The sequence below is a fragment of the Devosia naphthalenivorans genome (assembly GCF_003056355.1).
GTDB classification, from domain to species: Bacteria; Pseudomonadota; Alphaproteobacteria; order Rhizobiales; family Devosiaceae; genus Devosia; species Devosia naphthalenivorans.
In genome coordinates this window covers 51,020-76,839 of sequence record NZ_PYVW01000018.1, presented here as the reverse complement: position 1 = coordinate 76,839, position 25,820 = coordinate 51,020, and the positions used below count along the sequence as shown (strand labels likewise).

Below are 25,820 nucleotides of genomic sequence, written 5' to 3'. Positions count from 1 at the left end.
CTTACTTCAGCAGCCACTCATGCTCGGGCGCGTTGTGGAACTTCCAGACGCGCTTGGGGCCGGCCATGACGTTGAGATAATAAAGATCATACCCGGCAGTGGTCGCGACGGGATGGTAGCCACGGGGCACCAGCGTTACGTCGCCATCTTCGATCACTAGTGCCTCATCGAGGCTCCGGTCATCGGTGTAGACGCGCTGCATGGCAAAGCCTTGTGGCGGGTTGAGGCGGTGGAAGTAGGTTTCCTCGAGCTGGCTCTCGTGGGGTAGATTATCCTGGTCGTGCTTGTGCGGCGGATAGGACGAGGTGTTGCCCTGCGGGGTGATCACCTCCACGACCAGCAGGGAATTGGCGGCGCCGTCGTCCTCGGGCATGATGTTGTAGACGTGGCGCACATTGGCGCCCGTGCCGCGCGATATACGGGGGTGGGTGCCCGGAGGGATGATCCGCGCGGTGTAGTCGCCGCCGCCCGGCGCCGCGCATACGGCCAGCTCCAGCGCCGTGGTGGCATCGGCCACCAATTCGCTGCCCATGGGCACATAGACTGCCCAGGGCGCGCCCTCGAAGGGGCTCATGCGCTCGCCGATTTCGCCCAGATCCACGCCGTCGACCGAAATGCGTGCCTTGCCGCTGACCAGGACGAGGCACAGCTCGTTGGCACCGGCCTCGCCACCGGTGACTTCCCCTTCGCCCAGTCTGTGCAGGGCAAAGCCAACATAGCTCCAGCCGGCCGAAACCGGCGTGACGTTATGAACGAGGCCCGTCTTCGCCTGGGGACGGAGGCGCAGGTTCTGTTGGTTCGCCATTCTTGGGCTCCTCCTTGGGAAAGGCATAGAAGAAATTGTAGAGCGAGTAGAGCAGCGCCGCGCCCACGAGGAAGGCCCAGAACTGGTCCTGGTTCCAGAGCGCTTCCCAGGCCAGCCAGATGGCCAGGAATACGGTGATAGAAACTCCTGCGCCATCCCCGCCTGACCATCCCTGCGGACGGGTAGAACAGATTGGAAGTCTCTATATGTCTCTCGGCACCCACCAAGCAGTTGCTCCCCACTCGTGGATGGAGTCAGTGCGGATTCACCCCGCCCGCTGTGCCTTGAGTGCCTGCACGTAGGCCTCGCGGGCAGCGTTGACCTGTGGACGATCGCTGACTTCGGGCACGGCAACGTCCCACCAGTGACCGCCCTCATCGGTGGTGATCAGCGGGTCGGTGTCGATGACGATGACCGTGGTGCGATCATTGCCTTCGCTTTCCTGGAGGGCGGTTTCGAGCTCGCTGATAGAGCCGACCTTGCGCGCAATGGCGCCCATGGAGGCAGCGTGGGCGGCAAAATCGATTCCAGGGAGAGTGACATGGTGCGTGTCCTTCAACAGATTGTTGAAGTTGGCGCCGCCCGTGGCCATCTGCAGCCGGTTGATGCAGCCAAACCCGGCATTGTCCAGCAGCACGATCGTGAGCTTGGCGCCGATCATGATGGAACTCACGATCTCGGAGTTCATCATCAGATAGCTGCCGTCCCCGACCATGACGACTACATCGTCATCGGGCCTTGCGAGCTTGACACCCAGGCCACCGGCAATCTCGTAGCCCATGGTCGAGAAGCCATATTCCATGTGGTAGCTGCCGGGGCCGCCGGCCTTCCAGAGCTTGTGGAGCTCGCCCGGCAAGCCACCCGAGGCGCACACCAGCAGCGCGTTCTCGCGGGCCCGCTGCACGGCACCGATCACCTGGGCGTCTGAGGGCAGTTCGGCATTGGTCGAAGCGGTGGCGCGATCGGCGGCCACGAGCCATTCGTCCTTGCCGTCCTTGGCGCGTTCGGTCCATTCGGGCTCCGCCTGCCAGCCGGTGAGGGCAGAGGCGAGCGCATCGAGCGCGGCCCGCGCATCGGCCACCAGTGGTAGCGCCTGATGCTTGTGCGCATCGAACGGCTGCACGTTAAGCCCAATGATCTTGAGATCCTCGTTCTTGAACAGGGCCCACGAGCCGGTGGTGAAATCCTGCAGCCGCGTGCCAACGGCCAGCACGACGTCGGCTTCTTCTGCCAATTGGTTGGAAGCGGACGAACCGGTAACGCCAACTGAACCCATATTGAGGGGGTGGTCGTGCGGCAGGCTGGATTTGCCGGCCTGGGTCTCCATCACCGGTACGCCGTAGCGTTCGGCAAAGCGGATGAGGGCAGGGCTGGCTTCGGAATAGAGCACGCCACCACCAGCAATGATCACCGGCTTTTTGGCATGGAGCAGGGCCGTCGCTGCGGCGGCAAACTCGTCGGCATCGGGCATGACGCGCCGGACATGCCAGATCTTTTCCTCAAAGAAACTCTCGGGATAATCATAGGCTTCGGCCTGCACATCCTGGCACAGGCTCAGCGTCACCGGTCCGCACTCCGCCGGGTCGGTCAGCACCTGCATGGCGCGGCGCAGGGCCGGGATGATCTGTTCCGGACGCGTGATCCGGTCATAATAGCGGCTGACGGGGCGGAAACAGTCATTGGCTGATACTGTGCCATCGCCGAAATCTTCCACCTGCTGCAGCACGGGGTCGGGCAGGCGATTGGCAAAGACATCGCCAGGCAGGAGCAGCACGGGGATGCGGTTCACATGAGCCAGAGCCGCGGCCGTGACCATATTGAGCGCGCCCGGCCCGATGGAACTGGTGCAGGCCATGAAGCGGCGGCGGAAGCTCGCCTTGGCATAGGCAATTGCGGCATGCGCCATGCCTTGCTCGTTCTGCGCACGATAGGTGGGCAGAGTGTCCTTGATCCCGTGCAGCGCCTCGCCGACGCCGGCGACGTTGCCATGGCCGAAAATGGCGAACACGCCGCCAAAGATCGGCACCGTTTGCTCGTCGATAACCGTCTTCTGCATGGTCAGGAACCGCGCCACGGCCTGCGCCATGGTCAATCGAACAGTTTTCTGGCTCATCGCCGTATCCTCCTCTCGGGCAAGTCGGCTCGCTCTCAGGCCGCCGTGCTCTTGCCCAATGTTTCCCAAACCTGGACCAGCGCCCCGAAGCGGCGCGCCATGTCGGCTATGGCATCTTGGTCGCTTATTTCACCAGCCAGCCATTTCCGGGCAGCATCGGCAAAGATCGTCCGGCCCACAGCAAAGCCCCGCACGGTGCGTGCGCTGCGCGCCTTGGCAAAACCTGCTTCGAGCACTTCGTGCGGCGCATCGAGGCCCAGCAATACCACACCGCGGCAGAACGGATCGCGGGTTTCGATTACCCCATCGATCTCGCGCCAGGCCGCTTCGCTGGGCTGCGCCTCGAGTTTCCACCAATCCGGCTTGATCCCGGCATCGTAGATTTCGCTGAGCGCACGGCTGACCGTGTTATCGCTGAGATCGCCGTGCTTGCCGGCGATGATCTCGATCAGGATGTCCCGGCCGATTTTGCGCGCGGCGTCATAGGCAGCACGCAGCTTCTCGATCTGCACACGCTTGAGTTCGGCATCATCATCCGGACGGTAGAAGCATAGCACCTTGATGCAATGGTCAACCGGCCAATCGATGATACGCGAGCCCAGATCCTGCGAGAATTCGAATTGCAGCGGCCTTGAGCCGGGCAATTCGATTGGGCGCGCGATCCAGAAATCCTTCTCCGCACCCGCAGCAAACAAGGCATCTCGCCCGTATTTGTCGTCCAGCAGCATGCCGAAACCCGGCCGGCCATTGGCAATTTGCGTGGCGGCCCTCACGGCCAAAGCCTTGAATGCCGGTATCCGCGCCAGCACCTGGGCATCGCCTTTCGCGAGCTCTTCCAACTGGCTGCGGTGATCGATTGCAAGCGCCATAAGGCTCGGAATTTGTTGGCGCCGGTTGGTGGCCCAATGAACGTGGCTGAGCTCGGGGTCCTTGCGCAAGGCGCGTTCAGGGCTGCCCTTTTCCAGAAAGTGGTTCAGCTCGGTCCAGCTTGGATATTCCGGCGCACAGAGGAGGCGCGACACCGCGAAGGCACCACAGGCATTGGCCCAGGTGGCGCTGGTGGCGTGCGGCTCACCACGGAGCCAACCGCGCAGCCAGCCGCTCATGAACGCGTCGCCAGCGCCCAGGACATTGTACACCTCGATAGGGAAACCCTTGCCCACAATGCCGTCTTCAAGATTGTCCGGGATCGCGCTGTCGTAAACGATGCAGCCCATCGGGCCGCGCTTGAGCACGATAGTGGCTGGGGAGAGCGAGCGGATGGTGCGAAGCGCGGACAGCAGATCGGATTCGCCCGAGGCGATCAGCACTTCTTCTTCGGTGCCGACGATCAGGTCGCAATCGGGAAGGACGGATTTGTATTTCTGCGAGACGATGTCGGAGGCGACATAGCGCTCGAAGCCCGCGTCGTGCCCCGCAAGGCCCCACAGATTGGGCCGATAATCGATGTCGAAAGCGACCCGTGCACCGGCAGCCGTGGCGAGGCGTATCGCTTTTTTCTGTGCGGCCTCGCTGTTGGGGCGCGAAAAGTGGGTACCCGTAACCACCACGGCACGGGATGAGGCTATCAGTGCTTCGTCGATATCGTCCTCTGAAAGCGCCATGTCGGCGCAGTCGGTGCGATAAAAGATCATCGGGGACACGCCCTCGGCCTCGACCGACAGCAGCACGAGCGCAGTCAGCCGATGGGGATCCGTGGCAATGCCCGAGGTTTCCACCCCTTCGCGCCCGAGTTGTTCGCGAATGAACCGGCCCATCTGCTCGTTGCCGACCCGCGTGATCAGCGCTGATTTGAGGCCCAGTCGCGCGGTGCCGACGGCGATGTTGGTGGGGCAGCCGCCGACCGATTTGGCAAAGCTGCCGATATCTTCGAGGCGCGTGCCGATCTGCTGCCCGTAAAGGTCCACGGAGGCCCGGCCGATGGTGATCACGTCGAGTAGCTTGTCTCGTAGACTTCTCTGCGTATCGGCCATTCGTTTCCCCATCAGCTTATCACTGGATCTTCTTACATACGAAGCGAGAACACAAATTCCATGCACTAGTCAATATGGAACATACGTTCTAAATTGGGAGGCGAGCTGCTTTAAAGGTGGTGCGGTAAAGCTTCAAACGACCGCCGAATTGGTCTGAAGTGGCAAGCTGATCCGTTCCACGTGAGACGAACCCTCACTGGATAGAAACCGCCTAAGCTAGGAAGACGGCGCGCTCGCGCGCCACGATCTCGTTGATGAAGTCGATCACCAGGGCGATACGGCCGATTGCGCGTAGATCTTCGTGAACAACGGTCCAGTAGCTACGCTTGAGATACCGTTGCGAAAGTACAGGCACCAGTTCTGGGCTTCCGTTAGCCATGAAGGTGTGAAGAATGCCGATCCCTGCACCGGAGCGAACTGCCGCGGTCTGACCCATCGCAGAGGAGACCGATACAGTTGAGTTCCACACCTTGAGAAACTCGCCCGTGTAATCAAGAGAAGCCGTGTAAAGAAGGTCTTCCACATATCCGACGAGACTATGTTCTGCCAACTGCTCGATCGTCTCGGGCGTGCCTCTACGTTCGAGGTAATGGCGAGCCGCATATAAACGTAGATGATAATCGGTGAGCTTGCCGGCTATCAGTCGCCCCTCTCGGGGCCGCTCCAATGTTACAGCGACGTCTGCCTCTCTGCGAGACAAGGAAAACGCACGTGGCACTGGGACAAGTTCAAGCTGCAAACCTTTGTGCCTATCTGCAAGTTCAATAAGCCTTGGAGCTAAGAAGGCCACCCCGAAACCATCAGGAGCGCCTATCCGGACTGTTCCTTCGACCGCGGATTCCGCGCCGACATTTTGTCGTGCAACGAGCATCTCGCTTTCCATCTTCTCCGCGTGCAACAGGAACCGCTGTCCTTCTTCCGACAGATCCGAGCCGTTGGTCCTGCGGATAAGTAATTTGCTGCCCAAAGCCGTTTCCAGAGCAGAAAGCCGGCGGGCCACAGTGGCGTGGTTCAAACCCAGCGCTTTGGAAGCGCTGAGTATCTGTCCGTGCCGTGCCACAGCAAGAAAGATACGAATGTCGTCCCAATTGAAGGGGCTATATTTGGCGCACATCGACTAAGCAACATTCAGTGTTGAGGTGCGGCTATCGTAGCTCCAATGTGCTTGGAACAGCAAGGAGATATACATTGCGCACGGTCGGTCACTTCATCAATGGAACTGAGACAAACGGAAGCAGTGTCGAATTCAGCGAAATTTACAATCCGGCGACTGGAGAGGTGCAGGCCCGAGTAGCTTTGGCGACAAAGACTGACTTGGATGCAGCAGTGGCCAGCGCTGCGGCTGCGCAACCTAAATGGGCCGCGACCAACCCACAGCGCCGAGCACGAGTGTTCTTCAACTTCGTTGGTTTGATTAACCGTGATATCGACGAGTTAGCTCAACTGCTGAGCGCCGAACATGGGAAGACGCTAGACGATGCAAAAGGTGACATTCAACGTGGGCTGGAGGTAGCTGAATTCGCCGCCGGCGCGCCGCATCTTCTAAAAGGTGAGTTCACGGAAGGGGCGGGGCCTTCGATTGACATGTATTCTATGCGCCAACCCGTGGGCATTGGAGCTGGAATCACACCGTTCAACTTTCCAGCGATGATACCACTGTGGATGTTGTCTCCAGCAGTCGCGGCGGGCAACGCCTTTATCCTCAAACCTTCAGAGCGCGACCCATCGGTGCCTATCAGGCTTGCGCAGCTTGCCGTGGAGGCAGGCCTTCCAAAGGGTATTCTCAATGTCATACAAGGCGGCAAGTCAGCCGTGGATGGCATTCTTCACCACGAGCTGATCAGCGCAGTCAGTTTCGTTGGCTCTACACCCGTCGCCAGGTACGTCTATGCAACGGCAGCTGCCGCAGGCAAGCGCGTTCAGGCGTTTGGCGGTGCAAAAAATCACATGATCATTATGCCGGATGCGGACATGAACAAAGCCGCTGACGCTCTTATGGGGGCTGGTTATGGGTCGGCCGGCGAGCGTTGCATGGCTGTCTCAGTAGCGGTACCGGTCGGTGAAGCAACAGCAGATCGCTTGGTTGAAGCCCTTCGGCCGCGCATCGAGAAGCTCAAAGTAGGCCCCGCAACAGATAAGTCGTCGGAGATGGGGCCGGTGATTACCAAAAGCGCGAAGGAACGCATCGTGCAACTCATCGATAGCGGCATAGCTCACGGAGCAAAGCTTGCAGTCGACGGACGTGGGCTCTCGCTCCAGGGATACGAGAGTGGCTATTTCATTGGACCCACTCTTTTTGACAACGTCACGGCCGACATGGATATCTATAAAGAAGAGATCTTCGGTCCAGTCCTCTGCGTTGTTCGGGAAAACAGCTATGATGCAGCGTTGCGATTGACCATGAACAATCCATACGGCAACGGGACCGCCATTTTCACACGTGACGGAGATACTGCACGGGATTTTGCCAGCCGAGTCAATGTGGGTATGGTCGGGATCAACGTTCCGGTGCCCGTGCCTTTGGCGTATCATAGCTTTGGCGGTTGGAAAGCGAGTGCTTTCGGAGATCTCAATCAGCACGGCACCGACTCAATTCGTTTTTGGACCCGGACGAAAACGGTCACCGCGCGTTGGCCATCGGGGATCAAGGACGGCTCTGAGTTTCAGATGCCTACCTATGGTGTGGATGAATCTGAGCGCGTCCGCTGACCTGAGCAAACGCTTTCTCCCATTGTCGCGGCATGATCCTCCTTGCCAGGCCTATGCCGTGACCATCGATGGGCGCTTAGAGAACCGCCACTGAATTGTTGATCCTCAACCCTCGCTGAGAGGAAACCTGAACCATTTTAGCCCCCCAGCAAGGATTACCAGGTCATGAATCCTATCTAGGCATCGACCGCTATTGCGGGTGGCCTAACCAAGAGACCGGACGGGTCGTCGAGAGACCTCCCTCGGGTCAGGGTTTGCCCTTCTAAGTCAGCTTTGAGCTTTTCGGACCAAAAGCGGTCAGTCTCTTTCCCACCCATTTCGGACGCCAGGCGTGGCAAAGCGGACCGGCGACTTTTAGGACTTCGTCAAGGCTGGCTGAATGTTTGAAATGGGGCGCAGGGCGGACCACATTCAGCATTGCCGGAACGAGGACATGATCCACGTTCTGGTTTCACTCACCACTATGTGCCGCCTACTCCCGTGCACCTCGTGCAGCCCCATTGCCATGTTTCGATAATCGACTATGGTCCACGCCATCCACAGGGGTGCTCCCAATTGCCGGGGCTGAGATGAAGGCGGCATGCCTCCGAACCCTAAAGCTGATCTGGGTAATACCAGCGGAGCGAGGCGGTTCATGTTTTTCGGCGCACAAATTTCTCTTTATCTGAAAACCGGCGATTCAGCAGGTGTCACTATGCACACCCTGGAAGCGATCGATCATTATCGCGATCGTTTGCTCATCGAAGTCGATTGCGTTTCCACACTATTCGGCATGCAGCCATGACTACCCGCTGCATGGGGCTGAACGCCGTCATTTACGGGCTGGGCAGCCATGAAGCGGGCTGGCGCATGCCCGAAAGCAATCCGCTGGCGTCGACCGACCTCGACTACTGGATCGACATTGCGCAACGGGCGGAGGCCGGCGGGTTCGACGCCCTGTTTCTCGGCGACGTTCTGGCACTGCAACAAAGTGCCGACCGACATCTGTCCGACGCAATGGACCCTATCGTCATTCTGTCTGCTCTGGCTGCTGTGACCAAGCGGATTGGCCTGATCGGCACCGCGTCCACCAGCTTCGATCACCCCTACCATCTGGCACGGCGGTTCGCCTCGCTCGACCATATCAGCAGAGGCAGGGCGGGATGGAACATCGTCACCTCATCCAATGGGCTCGAGGCGCAGAACTTCGGGTGGGATGTTATGCCCGAACATGATCAGCGCTATGCCAGGGCCGCCGATGTGACCGAAGCGGCGCTGGCGCTGTGGGGCTCTTGGGATGATGACGCGCGGGTCGCAGACAAGGAAGCGGGACGCTATCTGGATCAGGCGAAGGTCAGAACAGTCGACTACGAAGGTCCTTTCGTGCGCACCCGCGGTCCGCTTAATGTGCCGCGCTCTCCCAAGGGTAGACCGCTCCTGGCTCAAGCTGGGTCGTCAGAAGCCGGCAGGAACTTCGCGGCTCGCTATGCTGATCTGGTTTTTACCGTGCAGTCGAGCCTGCCGGAGGCGCAGGAATTCTACGCGGACATGAAGGCGCGGGCTTTGCGGCTGGGCCGGTCTCCGGAAAGCCTCCGTATCTTTCCCGGTATCGTGCCGATCGCCGCGGCGACACACGAGGAGGCGGAAGCACGCCTGACGCAGATGAACAGTTTCATGGTCATCGAGCACGTGCTGGCCAAGCTCTCTGAATTCCTCGGAACCGACCTCTCCGGCGCTGATTTGGACGACCATTTGCCCAATCATGTGGGAACGGGCGCTCCCAATCAGTCCAGTCAAAGCCGGGTCGCCGTAATTGTCGGAATTGCGCGGCGTGATCAACTAACTTTGCGACAGCTTCTTATGCGCCTCGCCAGCGGCCGCGGCCATTTGCTTGCTGTAGGTACCGGGCCAGCAATCGCTGCCACGATGCGGGAGTGGTTTGAAGCCGGTGCCGCTGACGGCTTCAACGTCATGGCGCCGGTTATGCCGCATGACCTGCAGAGCTTCATCGAGTTCGTGATGCCGCATCTGGAAGCTGCGGATAGCAGTAGACCGGAGTCAAAGCTCTCGAAGGCAGCTTTGTGACAGACGATAAAGCAAGTGGGGCTTTTTTATTGCCCGGACCTCGCTTGTCCACGCTGATCCTGCTGTCTGCGCTTGCAATTCTTCCGATCAATTTCTTTCTTCCGTCCCTTCCCCGCATGGCGGAGGAGTTCGACGTTGACTATGGCGTCATGGGACTCTCACTGGCGGCCTATGCTGGGGTGTCCGCCTGCCTTCAACTGATCCTTGGTCCCCTTTCCGACCGCTTCGGTCGCAGGCCGGTAATCCTCTGGGCATTGGCGATTTTCATTGCGGCCACGATTGGATGCGCGGTCGCGCCCAACGCTGGGACCTTCCTCGCCTGCCGAATGGTTCAAGCCGTAATCGCCCCAACATATGCGGTCTCGCTCGCCGTAATCCGTGACACGACCAGCAAGGATCACGCAGCAGGCCAGTTCGGCTATCTGGCCATGGCGTGGGCGGTAGCGCCTATGCTTGGTCCAACCATTGGCGGGCTGCTCGATCAGCTACTCGGTTGGAGAGCCAGCTTCTACGTTCTGGCACTGTTGGGGGCTGCGGTTCTGGCATTGTGCTGGATCGATCTTGGGGAAACGAACAGCGCGCCCTCGAAGACGATTGCACAACAATATCGCGCCTATCCCGAGCTGATCGGTTCGAAGAGGTTCTGGGCTTATTCCTTGTGTATGGCCTTCTCGGTCGGTGCCTTCTATGCCTTCCTTGCCGGTGCCCCGCTGGCGGCTTCGGCCTTCAATCTGGCTCCAGCGGTCCTGGGTCTCTACATGGGCTCGATAACCGGCGGCTTCATCGCCGGCAGCTTTTTAGCCGGACGGCTCGCCGGCAAATTATCGGTGGGCACGATAATGGTTGCCGGACGGATCGTGGCTTGCGCGGGTCTGTCGTTCGGGCTCATCCTTCACGCTGCAGGCATCGGCCATGTGCTGGCATTGTTTGGGCCATGCCTGTTCGTTGGAATGTCGAACGGCCTTACGCAACCGAGCGCCAATGCCGGGGCAATCTCAGTTCGCACAACTCATACGGGAAGCGCAGCCGGTCTCGCCAGCGCGATCACGGTCGCAGGGGCCTCCATCGTGGCAGCGCTTGCGGGTGCCATTTTGACAGAAGAGAATGCCCGGTCTGGTCTGTTGATTGTGATGCTGGCCTCTGCGGTTGTCGCCTTAGGCGCAGCCGTGGCTGCCCGCCATCTCGATAGCACCGCACCCAGGACATGATTGTGGGAGAACCCGTTCATGCCTGTACAGTCCTCTGCACATCCTGTGTGTCTGGCGCTGTGCTTGCCGCGCGAGACAGACTGTTTCTCAATGTTCCCTAGATGGGCATTTTATCGAATTGGGGTAGTGCTGGATTGAGGTGGTCCCAAGCGTGACCGGAACTCGACCATGTCACATGTGTGGGACTAAAGATGGCCGGATCATCGAGGCTTGACGGCGTAACAATCAGCACTTCGGGCATGGCCGGAAACGTCAAATAAACGGGCGAGCCGCAAGCCGGGCAGAATCCGCGGCGTTTCACAGTTCCCCCGTCGCCGATGCTCTGCCAATTCGACACTGCGCCTACCGACGTCATCTGGGCACCGACGAACTGCAGGTGGGATTGGTGGCCGGTGCCACTGTCCCGCTGGCATTGCCGGCATTGGCAATCGAGCATGGCGACGGGCTCGCCAGTGATTTCATAACGGATGGCGCCGCATGCGCAGCCGCCGGAATAGGTTTTTTGCAATTTATGAATCCTCCGGGTTCAATTCAGCACCAGCGCCTGTTTGGCACTGCCAAATTGGGTGACTACTCATAGTGATCGTGGCGCCGCAACCAATCCATTCCCTCGCTCTCGTTGCGGCCCTTCGGAGCGATATCGAGCATGGCGTAGGTGCCCATCATCACCTCGACGCCGCGCCCATAGGTAGAGTAGGTGCGGAAGACATCACCCGCCTCGTCCTTGTAGAACGCGCTGACGCCGGGCCACTCCTCACCTGTTTCCCGCCATTCTCCGAAATTGTAGTCAATGTCTCCGCTGGCGACCTCTTCGGGTGTGAAGCTGACGCGGAAGTCGTAATTGAAGCTATTGCCGATGGACGACACCCATTTGAACTGCCAGCCCATGCGTTCGCGGTAGCGGTCGATTTCGACAAGCGGGGCGCGCGAGACGGCGATCATGGTGACGTCGTGATGGGCTAGGTGCTTGTTCATGCCGTCCGTGTGATCGGCCATATAGGAGCAACTTGGGCAGCCCTCCTTCCATCCGGGCGCGAACATGAAATGTTGCACCAGAAGTTGCGACCTGCCGTCGAACAGATCGGCAAGCGTGCGCGGACCCTCGGGCGTGTCAAACACGTATTCCTTTTCAACGCGCACCCAGGGCAGGGCGAGCCGCTGACGAGCGACCCTGTCGCGAATACGCGTGAGTTCCTTTTCCGCTTTCAGCAAATCTCGGCGGGCAGTAAGCCAGTCGTCGGCTAAAACAACAGCGTGTTGCATTGTCAGTTTCCTTCGGGTTGGATGAGAGGGGTACTGGGCCGTTGCAGACGTGCGGCAAGGAGCTTCATCCACGGCGGTAAATGAAACAGGCTCATCAGCAGGTACATCAGGGCCATGCTGTTGAAAGGGACGAAGGCCGAGGCACCAGAGCACATCGTCATGTCCGGCAGACTGATGGCAGTCATCCAGGCCATCAGCGCAAAGGTCGGGGTGGCGGCCAGTCCCAGTTGGTGTGCCGCATGGGACACAATTTCTGTTGCTACCGGCATCGTCATTTCCGATCCTCTCATCAATTCGCCGTTTGGAGCGATTGCGTTACGATCACGCTAGCCTGGGAAGAGGGTCGGGTGAGAGTTACAAATGTGACGGGATTTAGATGGACCCGCTGATCAGTGCCGCTGCACGCGCCCTATCGGCCGGCGACCCCCTGGCCGCCCTGAAGAGCGTCGCATTGCGTGATGACCCGCCGGCGCTGGCGCTGCGCGGCATCGCAATGGCGCAACTGGGTGACCTCAGGCGCGCCAGGGAACTTCTGCGGAGCGCGGCACGCACCTTCGGCCCAAAAGAGCCTGTCGCCCGTGCGCGTTGTGCCGTCGCTGAAGCTGAAATTGCGCTAGTTTCGCGTGATTTGGGCCGGTCCCTGCAAACACTCAAGAAGGCGCGGGCAGTACTCGAAGCGTCTGGTGACCAAAAGAACGCAGCACATGCCGGCTATCTCGAAGCCCGGTATCTTCTCCTGATCGGCCGACTTGATGAAGCCGAAGCGGTGCTCGATGAATTCGATCCCGGCGTTCTGCCACCCGCTTCATTGATCGGGCGCGAATTGGTGGTGGCGGGCATCGCCATCCGCCGCGTCAGGGCAGAGCCGGCGAGAACTGCTCTGCAACGGGCAAGACGAGGAGCCGAGGACGCGCGCATTCCAGCGCTTGCGAGAGAGGTCGACCAGGCAGTGCGAGCGTTTCGAGCCCCGGCGGCGCGTCTCGTCGCTGGGCAGGTCGAGCGGTTGCTGTACTTGGAAGAGGTCGAGAGGCTACCGGCCTCGAACACGCTCATCGTCGACGCCTGTCGCAATGTCGTGCGCCTGGGAACAACAGCCATTCCGCTCACCACGCGTCCAGTGTTGCTCGCCCTGGCCCGCGCCCTTGCCGAGGCATGGCCGAAGGACGTAGCGCGCGAAACACTCATCAAAGTCGCTTTCCGTGCCCAGCATGCCGACGATTCCCATCGAGCGCGATTACGGGTCGAAATTGGCCGGCTGCGTCAGGCCATCAAACCGCTGGCGGCGCTGAGTGCCACCAGACAAGGCTTTGTACTGCGGCCCCACGATAGTGGCGATGTTGCCGTACTGGCGCCCACCCATCGAAGGTGAACATGCCGAAGTGCTCGCTCTGCTCGGCGACGGCGAAGCCTGGTCAAGTTCGGCATTGGCGCTGGCGCTAGATGTGAGCCCCCGTACCGTGCAGCGGGCACTCGAAGAACTCGCCCGCAACAGCAAGGTCCAGGTCTTCGGACGCGGGCGTTCCTGCCGCTGGATCGTCTCCACAGTGCCCGGATTCCCGACAAGCTTGTTGCTCCCCGGTTCGGGAATTCTCGGTTAGGATGAGCACATGAAACATTCAGTTGCCGAAATCATCCGTGAATATGGTCCCTTTCCCGATGTGGACGACGTTGCCGGGGTCAGCTTCGACGGCAATCAGGTTTGGTTCGCAACCGGCGACAGGTTGAATGCTCTCGATCCTGAAAGCGGAGAGATATTGAGATCACTCGACGTCGCCGCCCATGCGGGGACCGCATTTGACGGCGTGCACCTGTTCCAGATCGGGGATGCGATAATTCGCAAGATTGATCCCACGACAGGTAGGGTGGTCGCCTCGATACCGGCGCCTGGAGACGGCGGTGACTCAGGACTGGCATGGGCCGAGCGCTCGCTCTGGGTAGGGCAGCATCGCGGGCGCAAGATCCATCAGGTGGATCCCGAGACCGGAGAAGTGCTGCGCACCATCGAATCCGATCGCTTCGTCACCGGCGTCACCTGGGTGGATGGAGAGCTTTGGCACGGCACGTGGGACGACCGCGAGAGTGATATTCGCCACATCGATCCGGAGACGGGCGAAGTGCTTGAGCGCCTCGATATGCCGCCGGGCATTGGCGTTTCCGGCCTTGAATCCAATGGTGGCGACCGTTTTTTCTGTGGAGGGGGCGGCAGCGGGCTAGTGAGAGCGGTTCGCCGACCCTGGCACGCCCTCAAGTAAGCGTGGCCTATAGGACCCAAGTTGACAATTAGACAAATGGCGGCTTCTTGGTTAGGCCTGTCCAAAAGCCGGACGACGGTAAACCACCCCGGTTTTTGCCTGCCTCGACCCTTCTCACGGCACGGCGTAGGTAGGCAAACTCAACTACATCAAGCTCGTGCGCATCTCGATCTGAAGTGAGCAAATGGCAGAGACGGAACTTTACCTTCCTTTGAAGACCTTCATGGAAGGCGCCGGCTATTCCGTCAAAGGCGAGGTCAACGATTGCGACCTGGTGGGCGTCAAAGAGGGCGATCCGCCGGTCATCGTTGTTTGCGAAATGAAGCTGGCCTTCAATCTCGAGTTGGTCATGCAAGGCGTGAAGCGGGCCTCGTTCTGTGATGAAGTCTGGCTCGCGGCAAGAGCATCCAAGACCAGTAGGGGGCGGGAGCATGATGCCCGTTTCCGAAATTTGTGTCGACGGCTTGGCTTTGGGGTGGTGTCCGTCTCGGACGCTGGGGAAGTGGCGGTCATCGTCGCCCCATTTGCGGCTACGCCGCGCCAAGACAGGAAAAGGCGGTCTCGGCTACTTGATGAACACAGGCGCAGGGTAGGGGACCCGCAGGTGGGCGGGGGCCGTGGCAAGCCGATCATGACGGCCTACCGGCAAGATTGCATAGCATGCGCCACGGCGTTGCTGGCCGGGCCACAAAGTCCAAAGCAGCTCAAAGCGCTGGTCGCTAGAGCGCCTGCAATTCTAAGAAATAATGTCTATGGGTGGTTCGTACGGGAGAGCAGAGGCATCTACGGGCTGACAGAGCTTGGCCGGGCCGCAGTGTTGCCGCCGCAAGACTAGGTGATGATGCCCAGCCGATCCATGTTTGCGACCTTACTCCGCTCCTTGAGAACGCCAAGCTCTCTCAGAGGATGATGGGTCAGCTCCAGGCCTGACTGAATACTGGCATCAGGATGTCGCGTGAAAGGATTCGAAACGGAACGAAGGATGAGCAATCAGAGCAGCAAGGTATCGATCGTGAAGGCCGGACCCGAGGACAAGGCTGTCGTCGCGAACCTTGTCCAGTTGTACCTCTATGAGATGACCGGGAATTTGCCGTTTCCGATCGGGCGCGACGGAAGGTTTGAGTACGATTTTCTCGATCGCTTCTGGAATGACGAGCTTGTTGGCTACATCCCTACCTGATTTTTGATCCGTCCCAGGATGTGGTGCCGCCATTCAGCCAGGTTAAGGATCATGGGAGCGAGCCCATCGGGATGCAGGCTGAGCCGTAAGACATTGATCGGCTCAGAAAGAAGCGCCGGGGAGCAGGCGGCGAGCAAAGGCGCGAGGGCACCATTTGCCCGAACAAGCTTCCAGTGCCGGTCGACCGCGAGCGCCGGGAACGGCATATGGCCCTCTATGATAGAGATCGCCGCCTCGAAAAGCTCCCCGGTCGCTGGATCGAGGTTATGCTCGGGAAAAGCCGGTGTATATGGTGGGATCTACATTGTAGCGTCGCTGCTTTGGCTGTGGCTCGCAGAAGGGAGAGTGCCCGATCGTTGGGACCTGTTCGGTGGCGCGCTGGCCCTGGTTGCCGCCAGCATTATTCTGTTCGCGCCACGAAGTGCTTGAACCGGAGGGTCGAGCACCGCTTCCACAATCACAAAACCTTTGGCCTGCAAGTTCATCTCGATCGCCATCCCAGTGAACGGATCGCTCTCGCAATCAAGGGTACCGTAGAGCCGCCATCGCCATCTCTTTAGCGATATCACGGATGCCTTGGTTGTCAGCGTCAGTACGAGCAGCCACACCCGTCAATCCCAGCTGACGCTGGCAAGGAACACATTGACCTGCATGACCGGACCCTCCCAAGCCTCCTCTACATTGCATGCACGGCAGTAATGTCCGTGCAAACCAAGTTCGGCCATCCAGTTGGCACGCCTTGAACTGCGAGCGTGGGGCGGCCAGACCGCTGTGTTGCCGAAGCAGTCGAGGGTGGTCACCGCTGAACGCTCTCAACGCCGCTTACTTAAGCATCATCCTGGGCGGTTGAAGGGTCCGTGACTAAGCCCACTTCCAAGAAGATCAGTGTTTTTGCCAATTTCATGGATTATGACGGACTCTTTTCACGGATATTCGGTTTTCGTCACAGATTATGGGGGACTTTTACACAGAGGTGGATTTCGGAGGCTCGGCCCAAATAGCGCTTGCTTCGAACCGTACCGTACGGTACGGCAGCTAAAGCAATAGGCTGGGAACCTTCCGGCCGCATCGGGGATAGCATCGTGGCAGTGACCATCAAGGTCAACGAAGAGGTTTTTACGCCGCGCCAGCAGGCAGTGCTGACCGCTGCGCTGGACCTTCTTGTTGAAAATGGTGACGGACTGACAATGACTGCCGTGGCGCGCCGCGCGTCATGCTCCAAAGAAACGCTCTACAAATGGTTCGGGGATCGGGACGGTTTGCTAACCGCAACCGTGCAGTGGCAGGCGGCCAAGGTGCGCATGCCGCAGGTGACCCGCACGGGGCTCACCGCCAAGACGCTGCGCCTCAGCATCGAACAGTTTGCCCGCGATCTGCTGACGGTCATTACCGGCGAAGTCTCGATCACGCTCAATCGCACTGCTGTGACCCACGCTGCTCAGGAAAAGGACAGCCTGGGCATCATCGTGCTCGAAAACGGGCCTTTGGCAATCCGCCGCCGGCTCAAGCCCATTCTCGAGGCTGGCCGCGATGCGCGCCTGCTGCGGTTTGACTCAAGCGAAGACGCCTACCGCACATTCTTTGGCCTTGTCGTGCGCGACGTGCAGATCCGTCTGCTACTCGGCGACAAGAGTCTGACCCAATCCAACGTGACCGACAATATCGAGGCCGACGTCAAGGCCGCGACCGACCAGTTCTTCGCCCTCTATGGGGCGAAAGTCAGCAACTCATAACACTCAAGCTTTTCGAGGGAGAAATCCATGCGCGTCTATTACGATCGTGATGCCGATCTCAACATCATCAAGTCCAAGAAGGTCGCCATCGTCGGCTACGGCAGCCAGGGCCACGCTCACGTGCTGAACCTGCGCGATTCTGGCGTCACCGACGTCGTGGTTGCCCTGCGTCCAGGCTCCCCATCGGCCAAGAAGGCCGAGGGCGAAGGCCTCAAGGTGATGAGCGTTGCCGACGCCTCCAAATGGGCCGACGTCATCATGATGCTGACTCCCGACGAGCTGCAGGCCGACATCTACAAGCAGCACATCGAGCCAAACATTCGTGACGGCGCAGCGTTGGCGTTCGCGCATGGCCTGAACGTGCACTTCAACCTGATCGAGCCCAAGTCGACCGTCGACGTGATCATGATTGCGCCAAAGGGCCCGGGCCACACCGTGCGTGGCGAATACCAGAAGGGTGGCGGCGTGCCGTGCCTGATCGCCGTGCACCAGGATGCGTCGGGCAATGCCCATGACATCGCTCTGGCCTATGCTTCTGGTGTTGGCGGCGGCCGTTCGGGCGTCATCGAAACCAATTTCCGCGAAGAATGCGAAACTGACCTGTTCGGCGAGCAGGCCGTGCTTTGCGGCGGTCTGGTCGAGCTGATCCGCGCTGGCTTCGAAACGCTGGTGGAAGCCGGCTACGCTCCGGAAATGGCCTATTTCGAGTGCCTGCACGAAGTGAAGCTGATCGTCGACCTGATCTACCAGGGCGGCATTGCCAACATGAACTACTCGATCTCGAACACCGCCGAGTGGGGCGAATACGTCACCGGTCCGCGCATCATCACCTCGGAAACCAAGGCCGAGATGAAGCGTGTGCTGCACGACATCCAGTCAGGCAAGTTCACCGCCGAGTGGATGCAGGAAATCAAGGCTGGTGGTTCGCGCTTCAAGGCAACCCGCCGTCTGCATGATGAGCACCAGATCGAGGCAGTTGGCGAAAAGCTGCGCGACATGATGCCGTGGATCAAGGCCGGCGCGCTGGTCGACAAGGCCAAGAACTAAAGCAATCAGACGGGGGCTGCGGCCCCCGTTTTCTTTTCCGGCGGAGGTTCGGTCTGCGCTCTTTGTGCGAAATCGGGCGCGTGCTCGGGGCGGGGGCCGAACGCTACAAGCCGCGCGGGCAGGGCGGTAAAGCCCGGCACATATCTGGCCAGCAGAACAATCAGCGAGGGCGGGCCACGGCGTCGGCCCTCGAAGGCCGGCACGAACAGCACCCGGTGCAGGATACGTTGCAGGCGTTGGATTACCACCGTTGGCATCCAGCGGCGCCGCCGCACCGTGGCAAGATCTGCGTCTGTCAGACGGACCTCACGCAGGGGAACTGCCAGCCGCGTCGCCGCTGCCACGGCGTCCTGAATGGCGAGATTGATACCGACGCCGCCTGCCGGTGACATGGCATGAGCCGCATCGCCAATGCATAACAGACCGATGCGGTGCCAGGTCTTGAGCCGGTTGAGCCGCACGTCGAGCAAGTGCAGATCGTCCATCGATGTCAGCGTATCCAGCCGGTCGGCAAAGTCTGGCCGCATGCTGGCGATGCGCTGGCGGAACCGCTCGATCCCCTCGGCCCGCAGCCGGGCGTCAGCGCCCTTCTCGGCAAAATAGGCGATCTGGTAAAAATCTTCCCGCGTCAGCGTGAGCATGACATCGCGATCCCCGAACTGGGGAACGACTGCGGCGACCTCGCCCATTTCGGCAGGATAACGGGGCAGGCGGAACCACCAGGTATCGAAAGGCACGTTGAACTCATGCGGCACCAGTCCTGCTTGATCGCGCAGGATGGAGTGACGCCCGTCGCACGCGACCACCAGATCGGCCACGATATCGCCCTCCATGCCGTCCTGCTCGCGATAGTGCACCCCGCTGACCCGCTCCCCATCGAGGCGCAGGCCCGTGACCTCGGTGTTCATGCGGATGGCAAAGCTGGGCTCGCGCCTCGCCACGCCAACCAGGAAGTCGAGGAAATCCCATTGCGGGATCAGCGCGACATAGTTGTAGGGAGGCTTCAGGGTTGAAAAGTCGCCGAGCAGGAAAGTACTGCCGTCCGGCAGGGGCAGCTGAAAATTCTGCAAGCGCGTCTGCGGCAATTTGCGGAAGGCGTTGCCCAGCCCCAGTTCGTCGAGCAATTCGATGGTCGAGGCATGTACCGTGTCGCCACGAAAATCGCGTAGGAAATCGGCGTGCTTTTCCAGCACGGTCACTGCGATGCCGGCCCGCGACAGCAGCAGGCCAAGCATGATCCCCGCCGGCCCGCCGCCCGCAATCACACAGGTGGTGCTCTCCAACGCCGTGTCCTTTGCCTGTTGCCAAACCAAACTATCGGCCGATCAAGGCAATTGGTAAAGCGCCTCTACTCAGCAGGCACGCTCTGCTCTATTGCTCTGAAACAACCCAATTCGAATCGCCGCGGAAGGCTTGATATGGCTAAGGAAGACGATATCGCACTGGTAATGCACCAGGAGCAGACGCTGGTGCTGTCGCAGTTCGATGAGGGCGTGGCGTTCGCTCTCGGCAGTTCCGTCAGGGAGCGTGCCCTGGCCGACAATCTCGGCCTTGTCGTCGATGTGCGTACCTGGGACCGGCAGCTGTTTTTTGCAGCGACTGCCGGCACCGCGGCCGACAATGCTGAATGGGTGCGCCGCAAGATCAATACGGTTCGCCGCTTTCAGCGCGCCAGCTACCGCATGGTGTTGGAGCGGGGCGAAGTGCCGTTCTCACCGCAGTCGGGCGCGGATCCGGCCGACTATGTGATTGCGGGCGGCGGCTTCCCCATTCGGGTGAAGGGCGCCGGGATCATCGGGTGCCTCACCATATCAGGCCTGCCGGGCCGTTCGGATCATGGCGTGGCCGTTGCCGCGCTAGCCATTCATCTGGGTTTCGCACCGGAAGATTTCGCCCTCCCTGCCGAGTGAGACAAATGAAGCTCAACTATCTGCTGCTCGACGTCTTCACGCGAGAGCCGCTCAAGGGCAATCAACTGGCCGTCGTGCCCAAGGCCGATGGCCTGCTTGACGATGAGATGCAGGCAATCGCGCGCGAGTTCAACCTCAGCGAAACGGTCTTCATTCTCAAGCCAAAGGCCGAGCGCAACACGGCTGCGGTCCGCATCTTCACCCCGCACACCGAACTGCCCTTCGCCGGGCACCCAACGATCGGCGCGGCAGTGGCGCTTGGCTTGCAGAACAAGGTCAGCGCTGTCCGTCTCGAGGAGAAGGTCGGCCTCATCACCGCGCTGTTTGAGAAAACCGGCAGGTGTTCGGGCGAGGCGCGCTTCGCGCTGCCACGGCTTCCGTCTCGTGTCGCCGACCTGACCGACACGCTTGGTATCGCCCAGGCGCTGGGTATTGAGGTCGAAGATATTGGTTGCGATGTTTACAAGCCTGCCGTGTTTTCCGCCGGGGTGACCTTTCACCTCGTACCGGTTCGGAATGCGGCGGTGCTGCGCAGAATCCAGGTTAACCAGGCCCTGTTCAGCACGGTGTTTCGCCACGATCACAACTCGGCCTATGTGTTCACGCTCACGGCTGACGAGCCGGACAATGATCTGGCCGCCCGCATGTTCGGCATGGACATTGGGGAGGACCCCGGCACGGGCTCTGCGGCAGCGGCCTTGATCGGTCTGCTGGCAGAAGACGCGCTCGGCACCGGACAGACCGACTACGTGCTGCGCCAGGGTCACGAAATGGGTCGCCCCTGCCGCATCACCATCCAGTTCCGCAAGAACGATGACGTGTTGATTCATGGCGGGATCGGCGGCCACGCAGTGATTATCGGGGAGGGTACGCTGGATCTGGGGGAGTGAGGGTGACCGCAGGCCGCCCCGGTAGACCTCATCCTGAGCTTGTCGAAGGACGAGGTCGTGGCACGATGTGGGCACGCCCTCGCGGTTCGACAGGCTCACCATGAGGGCTAGTGGCTTGGGAGCGGGGGCGCTTTAAGCAAAATCTTCACTTCATCCGAACCCCGCACTTGCAACGCCCAGGACTTTGTCGCATTGTTCAAACGAAATCGAGACCGTATCCATGCAGCGCAACCGCGCACAAGCCAAAGCAATCAGCCAGCGTGAGGCCCTCCAGGCCCGCCTGCGCATTGCCGGCGCCATGCTGCTGCTTCCAGCCGCGCTCCTTCTCCTTCTTATCAGCCCCTGATCACCGGCAGCTCGGTTTAACGAGCGGGTCGTCAGGGGATTACGCCACAAGCCGAACAGTAAATGTCCGGCCTCAAGAGAGCTTTGCTCCGGGCCGCCGATAGGAACCAAGACCATGTCCGCCACCACCGATTCCAACAAAGACCGCGTTTTCATCTTCGACACCACGCTGCGCGACGGCGAGCAATCGCCCGGCGCCACCATGACGCTGGAAGAAAAGCTGCAGGTTGCCGAAGCACTCGACGATATGGGTGTCGACATCATCGAGGCAGGTTTTCCCATCGCCTCCAATGGCGATTTCGAGGCCGTCGTCGCTGTCGCCAAGCAGGTCAAGAGCGCAACCGTAGCCGGCCTTGCCCGCGCTATCACCGCCGATATCGACCGCGCAGGTGAAGCTGTGCGGCACGCCCAGAAGGGGCGTATCCACACGTTCGTCTCGACCTCGCCGATCCATCTGGCTCACCAGATGAAAAAGACCGAGGACGAGGTTATTGAGATCATCGCGCGCACGGTCGCGCAGGCGCGCAATCTGATCGACGACGTCGAATGGTCGGCCATGGACGCGACCCGTACGCCGCTGGAATTCCTCAAGCGCTGCGTCGAGGCTGCGATCAAGGCTGGCGCCACCACGATCAACCTGCCTGATACCGTTGGCTACGCCGTTCCCGATGAACACGAAGCCATGTTCCGCACCATCATCACTTGGGTGCCGGGCGCTGATAAAGCCATCTTCTCGGCCCATTGCCACAACGATCTGGGCCTGGCTGTCGCCAATTCGCTGGCTGCCGTTCGCGGCGGCGCGCGTCAGGTGGAATGCACCATCAACGGGTTGGGCGAACGTGCCGGCAACGCGGCGCTCGAAGAGATCGTCATGTCGCTGCGCACCCGCGGCGATGTGATGCCCTATCAGACCGGCATCGAAACGACCCATCTCGCCCGCGCCAGCCGCATCGTTTCGGCCGCGGCCAATTTCCCGGTGCAGTTCAACAAGGCCATTGTGGGCAAGAATGCCTTCGCGCACGAAAGCGGTATTCATCAGGACGGCATGCTGAAGAACGCCGAGACCTACGAGATCATGACCCCGGCCAGCGTGGGCATCAAGGCCACGACCCTGGTGATGGGCAAGCATTCGGGGCGCGCGGCGTTCAAGGACAAGCTCAAGGAGCTGGGGTACGAGTTGGGCGACAATGCTTTCCAGGAAGCCTTTGTGCGTTTCAAGGATCTGGCTGACCGCAAGAAGCATGTCTATGACGCCGATATCGTGGCGCTGGTGGACGATGAAGTTGGCTCGGTTGGTGATCGTATCCGGTTGGTCGACATGGAGGTCGTGTCCAAAACGGGCGGCGTGCATCGCTGCAATCTGACCCTTTCGATCGATGGCGAAGAAGCCTCTGTTGCCTACGACGGGACGGGTTCTGTGGATGCAATTTTCAACGCTATCAAGGAGGCGGTGGGTCAGCAGCCGCATCTGGTGCTCTATGCTATTGATGGTGTAACCGGGGGTACGGACGCCCAGGCGAGTGCGCATGTGCGCCTGGAAATGAACGGCCGGATCGTTTCTGGCAATGCTGCGGAGCCCGATACGCTGGTGGCTTCGGCCCGTGCTTACCTCAACGCCTATAACCGTTTGCTGATCGAGCGCGGGGCGGCGGCGCAGGGGGCAATGGCGGGGTAGGCTTCGCTTTCGCCGCGAGCATGCTTCGGTTTTGCTTTGGATTTTCGCGCATCTGCACCGCTTGCGCTTGGCCCAGCTTTGTTCCATCAGTCTAGCGCGGGAACGGGGCAGGGCCAGCGGTGAAATCAGCAGAACTTCGCGGCCTTCTATCCGGGCTGGCATTGGTCGGAATAGCGGCGCTGGTCGCTATCGACGGCCCGCAATTGGTGCCCGGCCAGGACCTGCTGCAGAGCCTGCGCTTTCACATCGCGGCGCTCCTGCTCGGGTTGGTCGTCCTGCTCTTTGCCAGTCGGGCGCGCTGGCGGGGACTGTTGATGCTGGTGCTGGTGGGCGCAAGCCTGGGGCAGGGCGCGCTGGTGGTCTATCGGCAGCAGGAGGCGCGAGCGGCCTTCGACGCCCGTGATCCCGTCGCCACGGCGCGGGTTCTGAGCTTCAACGTGCTGGCCTACAATCAGCGCGGCGGTGACATCGCCGACTTCATGATCGAGTCGGCGGCCGATATTGTGTTCATCATGGAATCGAGGGCGATGCTCCCCCAGCTTGAGCGGCTGGCGAGTGCGTTCCCGTATCGGGCCGGCTGCGACCAGGCCGGGGACAATTGCGACACCATGGTGTTTTCACGCACCCCGCTGACCGATGTCCGGGTGGTGGCGCTGCAGCCGTTCGAACGCCTGCGACTGGTGATCGCCACAACCAGCATCGATGGCCAGGAGGTAACCGTCGTCGGCACTCATTTGAGCAAGCCGTATTTCGATGAAAGCGCCTGGATCGAGGTTCAGCACATTCGTCGCGCGCTCAACACCATAGAAGGGCCGCTCATTCTGGCCGGGGACTTTAACGCGGCGGCCTGGTCGGACCTGGTCGCGCGTTTTGCGGCCGATACGCAGCTTGTGCCGCCGCCTTACTATCCAGCGACCTGGCCGATCCGTTTTGGCGCACTGGGCGTGCCGATCGATAATATGTTCACGCGGGGCGGGGCGCGTATCGAAGCCATCGAAGCCATGGATGACCCGCTGGGCTCCAATCATCGGGGCCTGCTGGCGACGGTCGGTCTTTACGCCGACTGAAGTTTTGCGAGCACCTGTCCCAAGGCGCTGTCGAGCAGTTTCCGATCGGTGGCCGTTCCGGCGCTGACGCGGATGCAGTGGTTCAGCCCTTCCGCAGCCGGCTTGCGGACGAAGACGCCGTGCGCCGCGAGACCGGCGAGAATCGCCTGCGCATAGGCGGCATCCCGCCCGCAATCGATGGCGACGAAATTGGTGGCAGTTGGCAGCGGCGAAAGACCGTGCCGGCGGGCTATGGCGGCGGTGTCCTCGAGGGATTGCCGCACAGCCAGCAGCGAAGTCCTGAGGTGCTCGGTATCGGCCAAGGCGGCAATGGCACCGGCCTGGGCGATATTGTTGATGCCGAAATGGTTGCGGATGCGGTTGAAGGCGGAAATGCTCTCCCGCTCCCCGATCACATAGCCCACCCGGGCGCCAGCCAGCCCATGAGCCTTGGAGAAGGTGCGCATGCGCAGGAGGTGCGGGCGCTCCACCTCGATTGGCGGCAACGTCCCCTCCGGCGCGAATTCGCCATAGGCCTCGTCCAGGATAATCATGGTCGTTTCCGGCACCGCGGCAATGAACCGTTCGATGGAAGCGGCGTCCCACCAACTGCCCATGGGGTTGTCGGGATTGGCGACATAAACCATGGCGGCACTGGTGTTCCGGGCCGCGGCGGCGAGCGCCTCGATGTCCTCCCGCATGTCGCGATAGGGCACGGTGTGCATCACCGCCCCATGGCCGGCGATGTGGTAATTGAAGGTCGGATAGCCGCCGAGCGAGGTCACCACCGTTGTCCCGGGCGCTGCATAGAGGCGAACCGCCATGCCAAGGATGGCATCGACGCCTTCCCCGGGCATGACGTTTTCGGCGGGGATGCCGAGATGGGCGGCAATGGCTGCCCGCAGGTCGTGATTCTCGGGGTCGCCATAGTGCCAGCTCTCGGCCGCCGCCTGCTGCATGGCCGCAAGCACCGACGGGGCGGGGCCAAACGGGTTTTCGTTGGCGCCGATGCGGGCACGTGTCGGCACGCCTTCCCGCCGCTCGATGGCTTCGGGCCCAACGAATGGCGTGGTTTCGGGCAGGGCGGCAGCAATGGGGGCAAGGCTTGGACGGGGCACGGGTACGACTCGCAATGGTTAAACCATCTTAGGGCGTCGCCGTTGCAGCAAGCCAGAGCGTCGGGGAGCGATCAAAGAGGTTTCCCGCTCTTCTGCACAGGCTTGAAAATTTGCCAAACGCGGCAAACCTCAGTCCTCCTGCGAGATTTTGGGCCAACATACATGCGCGGCATTTGACTAAAATTGCCGGCAAGCTGGCAAGGTTCGCGAAGGCATACCCGCCCACTCTGGCCCATGCGTCGACCGAATCGTCGCTCCCCACTTCGACTACAAGGAGCCAAGCCTATGCTGCCAACCTATCTACTTGCCCGGGACCATCTGCAGCGCGCCGCGGCAATTATTCAGGGGGAAGACAACCGCTCTCGCCAGCTGCGTTATATCATCGAGCGCACCGTGACGCTGATGGACGATTTCCAGCCTGAAGAAGAACCAGACCAGGGCAATGTGCTGAATTTCGCGGAGTTCAGAGCCCGTTCAGCCGTGCGTTAA

At 60.6% G+C, this 25,820-nt stretch carries 25 protein-coding genes, 2 pseudogenes and 1 riboswitch; of the genes and pseudogenes, 17 read left to right on the top strand and 10 right to left on the bottom strand.

Going from position 1 to position 25,820, the window contains the following annotated elements; all coding sequences use genetic code 11:
* Position 1: 1 nt before the first annotated feature.
* From iolB to C8264_RS18710, 4 genes are all read right to left on the bottom strand, one after another.
* Positions 2-805, bottom strand: coding sequence for a 5-deoxy-glucuronate isomerase (iolB, locus tag C8264_RS18725; RefSeq protein ID WP_108462514.1), 804 nt, complete (start codon positions 803-805; stop codon positions 2-4).
* Between the two features lie 265 nt (positions 806-1,070).
* A complete protein-coding gene (iolD, locus tag C8264_RS18720; protein WP_108462513.1) occupies positions 1,071-2,918 on the bottom strand; it encodes a 3D-(3,5/4)-trihydroxycyclohexane-1,2-dione acylhydrolase (decyclizing) in 1,848 nt (615 codons plus the stop codon).
* A 35-nt stretch (positions 2,919-2,953) separates the two neighbouring features.
* The gene (locus tag C8264_RS18715; protein ID WP_108462512.1) at positions 2,954-4,891 is read right to left on the bottom strand and encodes a bifunctional 5-dehydro-2-deoxygluconokinase/5-dehydro-2-deoxyphosphogluconate aldolase; all 1,938 of its coding nucleotides are present in this window, start codon (positions 4,889-4,891) and stop codon (positions 2,954-2,956) included.
* A 211-nt stretch (positions 4,892-5,102) separates the two neighbouring features.
* Complete coding sequence (locus C8264_RS18710) at positions 5,103-6,005, bottom strand: LysR family transcriptional regulator (RefSeq protein ID WP_108462511.1); 903 nt, start codon at positions 6,003-6,005, stop codon at positions 5,103-5,105.
* A gap of 74 nt (positions 6,006-6,079) precedes the next feature.
* Here C8264_RS18710 and C8264_RS18705 point away from each other — a divergent pair, with 74 nt between their 5' ends.
* From C8264_RS18705 to C8264_RS18695, 4 genes are all read left to right on the top strand, one after another.
* Positions 6,080-7,600, top strand: a complete 1,521-nt coding sequence (locus C8264_RS18705; RefSeq protein ID WP_162783764.1) for a CoA-acylating methylmalonate-semialdehyde dehydrogenase — start codon at positions 6,080-6,082, stop codon at positions 7,598-7,600.
* Between the two features lie 531 nt (positions 7,601-8,131).
* Positions 8,132-8,244, top strand: a riboswitch (TPP riboswitch).
* Positions 8,235-8,384, top strand: a complete 150-nt coding sequence (locus tag C8264_RS22295; protein WP_162783763.1) for a hypothetical protein — start codon at positions 8,235-8,237, stop codon at positions 8,382-8,384. (Overlaps the previous riboswitch by 10 nt.)
* Positions 8,381-9,664 carry an LLM class flavin-dependent oxidoreductase gene (locus tag C8264_RS18700; protein ID WP_108462509.1) on the top strand — a complete coding sequence of 428 codons (1,284 nt, stop codon included), beginning with the start codon at positions 8,381-8,383 and terminating at the stop codon, positions 9,662-9,664. The genes C8264_RS22295 and C8264_RS18700 overlap by 4 nt, the downstream gene beginning before the upstream one ends.
* A 44-nt stretch (positions 9,665-9,708) precedes the next feature.
* Entirely contained in the window at positions 9,709-10,872 is a 1,164-nt protein-coding gene (locus tag C8264_RS18695; RefSeq protein ID WP_205245731.1) for a Bcr/CflA family efflux MFS transporter, read from the top strand.
* Between the two features lie 97 nt (positions 10,873-10,969).
* Here the strand turns inward: C8264_RS18695 and C8264_RS18690 are convergent, their stop codons facing one another.
* The 3 genes from C8264_RS18690 to C8264_RS18680 all read right to left on the bottom strand — a co-directional run bounded on the left by C8264_RS18690 (position 10,970) and on the right by C8264_RS18680 (position 12,410).
* A complete protein-coding gene (locus tag C8264_RS18690; protein ID WP_108462507.1) occupies positions 10,970-11,380 on the bottom strand; it encodes a GFA family protein in 411 nt (136 codons plus the stop codon).
* A 62-nt stretch (positions 11,381-11,442) separates the two neighbouring features.
* On the bottom strand, positions 11,443-12,135 hold the full coding sequence (locus tag C8264_RS18685) for a DUF899 domain-containing protein (RefSeq protein ID WP_108462506.1): 693 nt from the start codon (positions 12,133-12,135) through the stop codon (positions 11,443-11,445).
* A gap of 2 nt (positions 12,136-12,137) precedes the next feature.
* On the bottom strand, positions 12,138-12,410 hold the full coding sequence (locus tag C8264_RS18680; RefSeq protein ID WP_108462505.1) for a hypothetical protein: 273 nt from the start codon (positions 12,408-12,410) through the stop codon (positions 12,138-12,140).
* A 101-nt stretch (positions 12,411-12,511) separates the two neighbouring features.
* Between C8264_RS18680 and C8264_RS18675 the strand changes: the two are divergent.
* From C8264_RS18675 to C8264_RS18660, 4 genes and pseudogenes are all read left to right on the top strand, one after another.
* A pseudogene (locus C8264_RS18675) lies at positions 12,512-13,733 on the top strand (tetratricopeptide repeat protein).
* 9 nt (positions 13,734-13,742) lie between these two features.
* A complete protein-coding gene (locus C8264_RS18670) occupies positions 13,743-14,387 on the top strand; it encodes an outer membrane protein assembly factor BamB family protein (protein WP_108462504.1) in 645 nt (214 codons plus the stop codon).
* A 184-nt stretch (positions 14,388-14,571) separates the two neighbouring features.
* The gene (locus C8264_RS18665; RefSeq protein WP_108462503.1) at positions 14,572-15,222 is read left to right on the top strand and encodes a DUF2161 domain-containing phosphodiesterase; all 651 of its coding nucleotides are present in this window, start codon (positions 14,572-14,574) and stop codon (positions 15,220-15,222) included.
* Between the two features lie 147 nt (positions 15,223-15,369).
* The gene (locus C8264_RS18660; protein ID WP_108462502.1) at positions 15,370-15,567 is read left to right on the top strand and encodes a hypothetical protein; all 198 of its coding nucleotides are present in this window, start codon (positions 15,370-15,372) and stop codon (positions 15,565-15,567) included.
* On the opposite strand, the gene C8264_RS18655 is transcribed toward C8264_RS18660, so the two are convergent.
* Positions 15,552-15,773 (bottom strand): MmyB family transcriptional regulator, encoded by a 222-nt coding sequence (locus C8264_RS18655; protein WP_108462501.1) that lies wholly within the window; start codon positions 15,771-15,773, stop codon positions 15,552-15,554. The genes C8264_RS18660 and C8264_RS18655 overlap by 16 nt on opposite strands.
* A gap of 82 nt (positions 15,774-15,855) precedes the next feature.
* On the opposite strand from C8264_RS18655, the pseudogene C8264_RS18650 reads away from it, so the two are divergent.
* The 3 genes and pseudogenes from C8264_RS18650 to ilvC all read left to right on the top strand — a co-directional run.
* Positions 15,856-15,996: pseudogene (locus tag C8264_RS18650) on the top strand (YnfA family protein); the annotation flags it as partial.
* A gap of 653 nt (positions 15,997-16,649) precedes the next feature.
* The gene (locus C8264_RS18645) at positions 16,650-17,300 is read left to right on the top strand and encodes a TetR/AcrR family transcriptional regulator (protein WP_425430699.1); all 651 of its coding nucleotides are present in this window, start codon (positions 16,650-16,652) and stop codon (positions 17,298-17,300) included.
* 27 nt (positions 17,301-17,327) lie between these two features.
* Complete coding sequence (ilvC, locus tag C8264_RS18640; protein WP_108462499.1) at positions 17,328-18,347, top strand: ketol-acid reductoisomerase; 1,020 nt, start codon at positions 17,328-17,330, stop codon at positions 18,345-18,347.
* 5 nt (positions 18,348-18,352) lie between these two features.
* Here the strand turns inward: ilvC and C8264_RS18635 are convergent, their stop codons facing one another.
* Complete coding sequence (locus tag C8264_RS18635) at positions 18,353-19,630, bottom strand: FAD-dependent oxidoreductase (RefSeq protein WP_108462498.1); 1,278 nt, start codon at positions 19,628-19,630, stop codon at positions 18,353-18,355.
* Between the two features lie 135 nt (positions 19,631-19,765).
* Here C8264_RS18635 and C8264_RS18630 point away from each other — a divergent pair, with 135 nt between their 5' ends.
* The 5 genes from C8264_RS18630 (at position 19,766) to C8264_RS18615 (ending at position 24,234) form a co-directional block, all read left to right on the top strand.
* A complete protein-coding gene (locus C8264_RS18630) occupies positions 19,766-20,257 on the top strand; it encodes a heme-degrading domain-containing protein (protein ID WP_108462497.1) in 492 nt (163 codons plus the stop codon).
* A gap of 5 nt (positions 20,258-20,262) precedes the next feature.
* Positions 20,263-21,147: a PhzF family phenazine biosynthesis protein gene (locus C8264_RS18625; RefSeq protein ID WP_108462496.1), complete on the top strand. Its 885-nt coding sequence runs from the start codon at positions 20,263-20,265 to the stop codon at positions 21,145-21,147.
* A gap of 220 nt (positions 21,148-21,367) precedes the next feature.
* The gene (locus C8264_RS22785) at positions 21,368-21,493 is read left to right on the top strand and encodes a hypothetical protein (protein WP_281261466.1); all 126 of its coding nucleotides are present in this window, start codon (positions 21,368-21,370) and stop codon (positions 21,491-21,493) included.
* Between the two features lie 114 nt (positions 21,494-21,607).
* Entirely contained in the window at positions 21,608-23,167 is a 1,560-nt protein-coding gene (locus C8264_RS18620; RefSeq protein WP_108462495.1) for a 2-isopropylmalate synthase, read from the top strand.
* A gap of 119 nt (positions 23,168-23,286) precedes the next feature.
* Positions 23,287-24,234, top strand: coding sequence for an endonuclease/exonuclease/phosphatase family protein (locus C8264_RS18615; RefSeq protein WP_162783762.1), 948 nt, complete (start codon positions 23,287-23,289; stop codon positions 24,232-24,234).
* Here the strand turns inward: C8264_RS18615 and C8264_RS18610 are convergent.
* Positions 24,222-25,331: a pyridoxal phosphate-dependent aminotransferase gene (locus C8264_RS18610; protein WP_108462493.1), complete on the bottom strand. Its 1,110-nt coding sequence runs from the start codon at positions 25,329-25,331 to the stop codon at positions 24,222-24,224. The genes C8264_RS18615 and C8264_RS18610 overlap by 13 nt on opposite strands.
* Before the next feature lie 285 nt (positions 25,332-25,616).
* Between C8264_RS18610 and C8264_RS18605 the strand changes: the two genes are divergently transcribed.
* Positions 25,617-25,820, top strand: coding sequence for a hypothetical protein (locus C8264_RS18605; protein ID WP_108462492.1), 204 nt, complete (start codon positions 25,617-25,619; stop codon positions 25,818-25,820).

Excerpts from the sequence above, each read along its gene's own strand:
- C8264_RS18655 (WP_108462501.1), bottom strand. The coding sequence starts at position 15,773 with ATGCCGTTCCCGGCGCTCGCGGTCGACCGGCACTGGAAGCTTGTTCGG.
- C8264_RS22785 (WP_281261466.1), top strand. The coding sequence starts at position 21,368 with ATGCAGCGCAACCGCGCACAAGCCAAAGCAATCAGCCAGCGTGAGGCC.
- C8264_RS18680 (WP_108462505.1), bottom strand. The coding sequence starts at position 12,410 with ATGACGATGCCGGTAGCAACAGAAATTGTGTCCCATGCGGCACACCAA.
- C8264_RS18715 (WP_108462512.1), bottom strand. The coding sequence starts at position 4,891 with ATGGCCGATACGCAGAGAAGTCTACGAGACAAGCTACTCGACGTGATC.
- C8264_RS18670 (WP_108462504.1), top strand. The coding sequence starts at position 13,743 with ATGAAACATTCAGTTGCCGAAATCATCCGTGAATATGGTCCCTTTCCC.
- iolB (WP_108462514.1), bottom strand. The coding sequence starts at position 805 with ATGGCGAACCAACAGAACCTGCGCCTCCGTCCCCAGGCGAAGACGGGC.
- C8264_RS18625 (WP_108462496.1), top strand. The coding sequence starts at position 20,263 with ATGAAGCTCAACTATCTGCTGCTCGACGTCTTCACGCGAGAGCCGCTC.
- iolD (WP_108462513.1), bottom strand. The coding sequence starts at position 2,918 with ATGAGCCAGAAAACTGTTCGATTGACCATGGCGCAGGCCGTGGCGCGG.
- C8264_RS18620 (WP_108462495.1), top strand. The coding sequence starts at position 21,608 with ATGTCCGCCACCACCGATTCCAACAAAGACCGCGTTTTCATCTTCGAC.
- C8264_RS18630 (WP_108462497.1), top strand. The coding sequence starts at position 19,766 with ATGGCTAAGGAAGACGATATCGCACTGGTAATGCACCAGGAGCAGACG.
- C8264_RS18700 (WP_108462509.1), top strand. The coding sequence starts at position 8,381 with ATGACTACCCGCTGCATGGGGCTGAACGCCGTCATTTACGGGCTGGGC.
- C8264_RS18685 (WP_108462506.1), bottom strand. The coding sequence starts at position 12,135 with ATGCAACACGCTGTTGTTTTAGCCGACGACTGGCTTACTGCCCGCCGA.
- C8264_RS18660 (WP_108462502.1), top strand. The coding sequence starts at position 15,370 with ATGAGCAATCAGAGCAGCAAGGTATCGATCGTGAAGGCCGGACCCGAG.
- ilvC (WP_108462499.1), top strand. The coding sequence starts at position 17,328 with ATGCGCGTCTATTACGATCGTGATGCCGATCTCAACATCATCAAGTCC.
- C8264_RS22295 (WP_162783763.1), top strand. The coding sequence starts at position 8,235 with ATGTTTTTCGGCGCACAAATTTCTCTTTATCTGAAAACCGGCGATTCA.
- C8264_RS18710 (WP_108462511.1), bottom strand. The coding sequence starts at position 6,005 with ATGTGCGCCAAATATAGCCCCTTCAATTGGGACGACATTCGTATCTTT.
- C8264_RS18605 (WP_108462492.1), top strand. The coding sequence starts at position 25,617 with ATGCTGCCAACCTATCTACTTGCCCGGGACCATCTGCAGCGCGCCGCG.
- C8264_RS18665 (WP_108462503.1), top strand. The coding sequence starts at position 14,572 with ATGGCAGAGACGGAACTTTACCTTCCTTTGAAGACCTTCATGGAAGGC.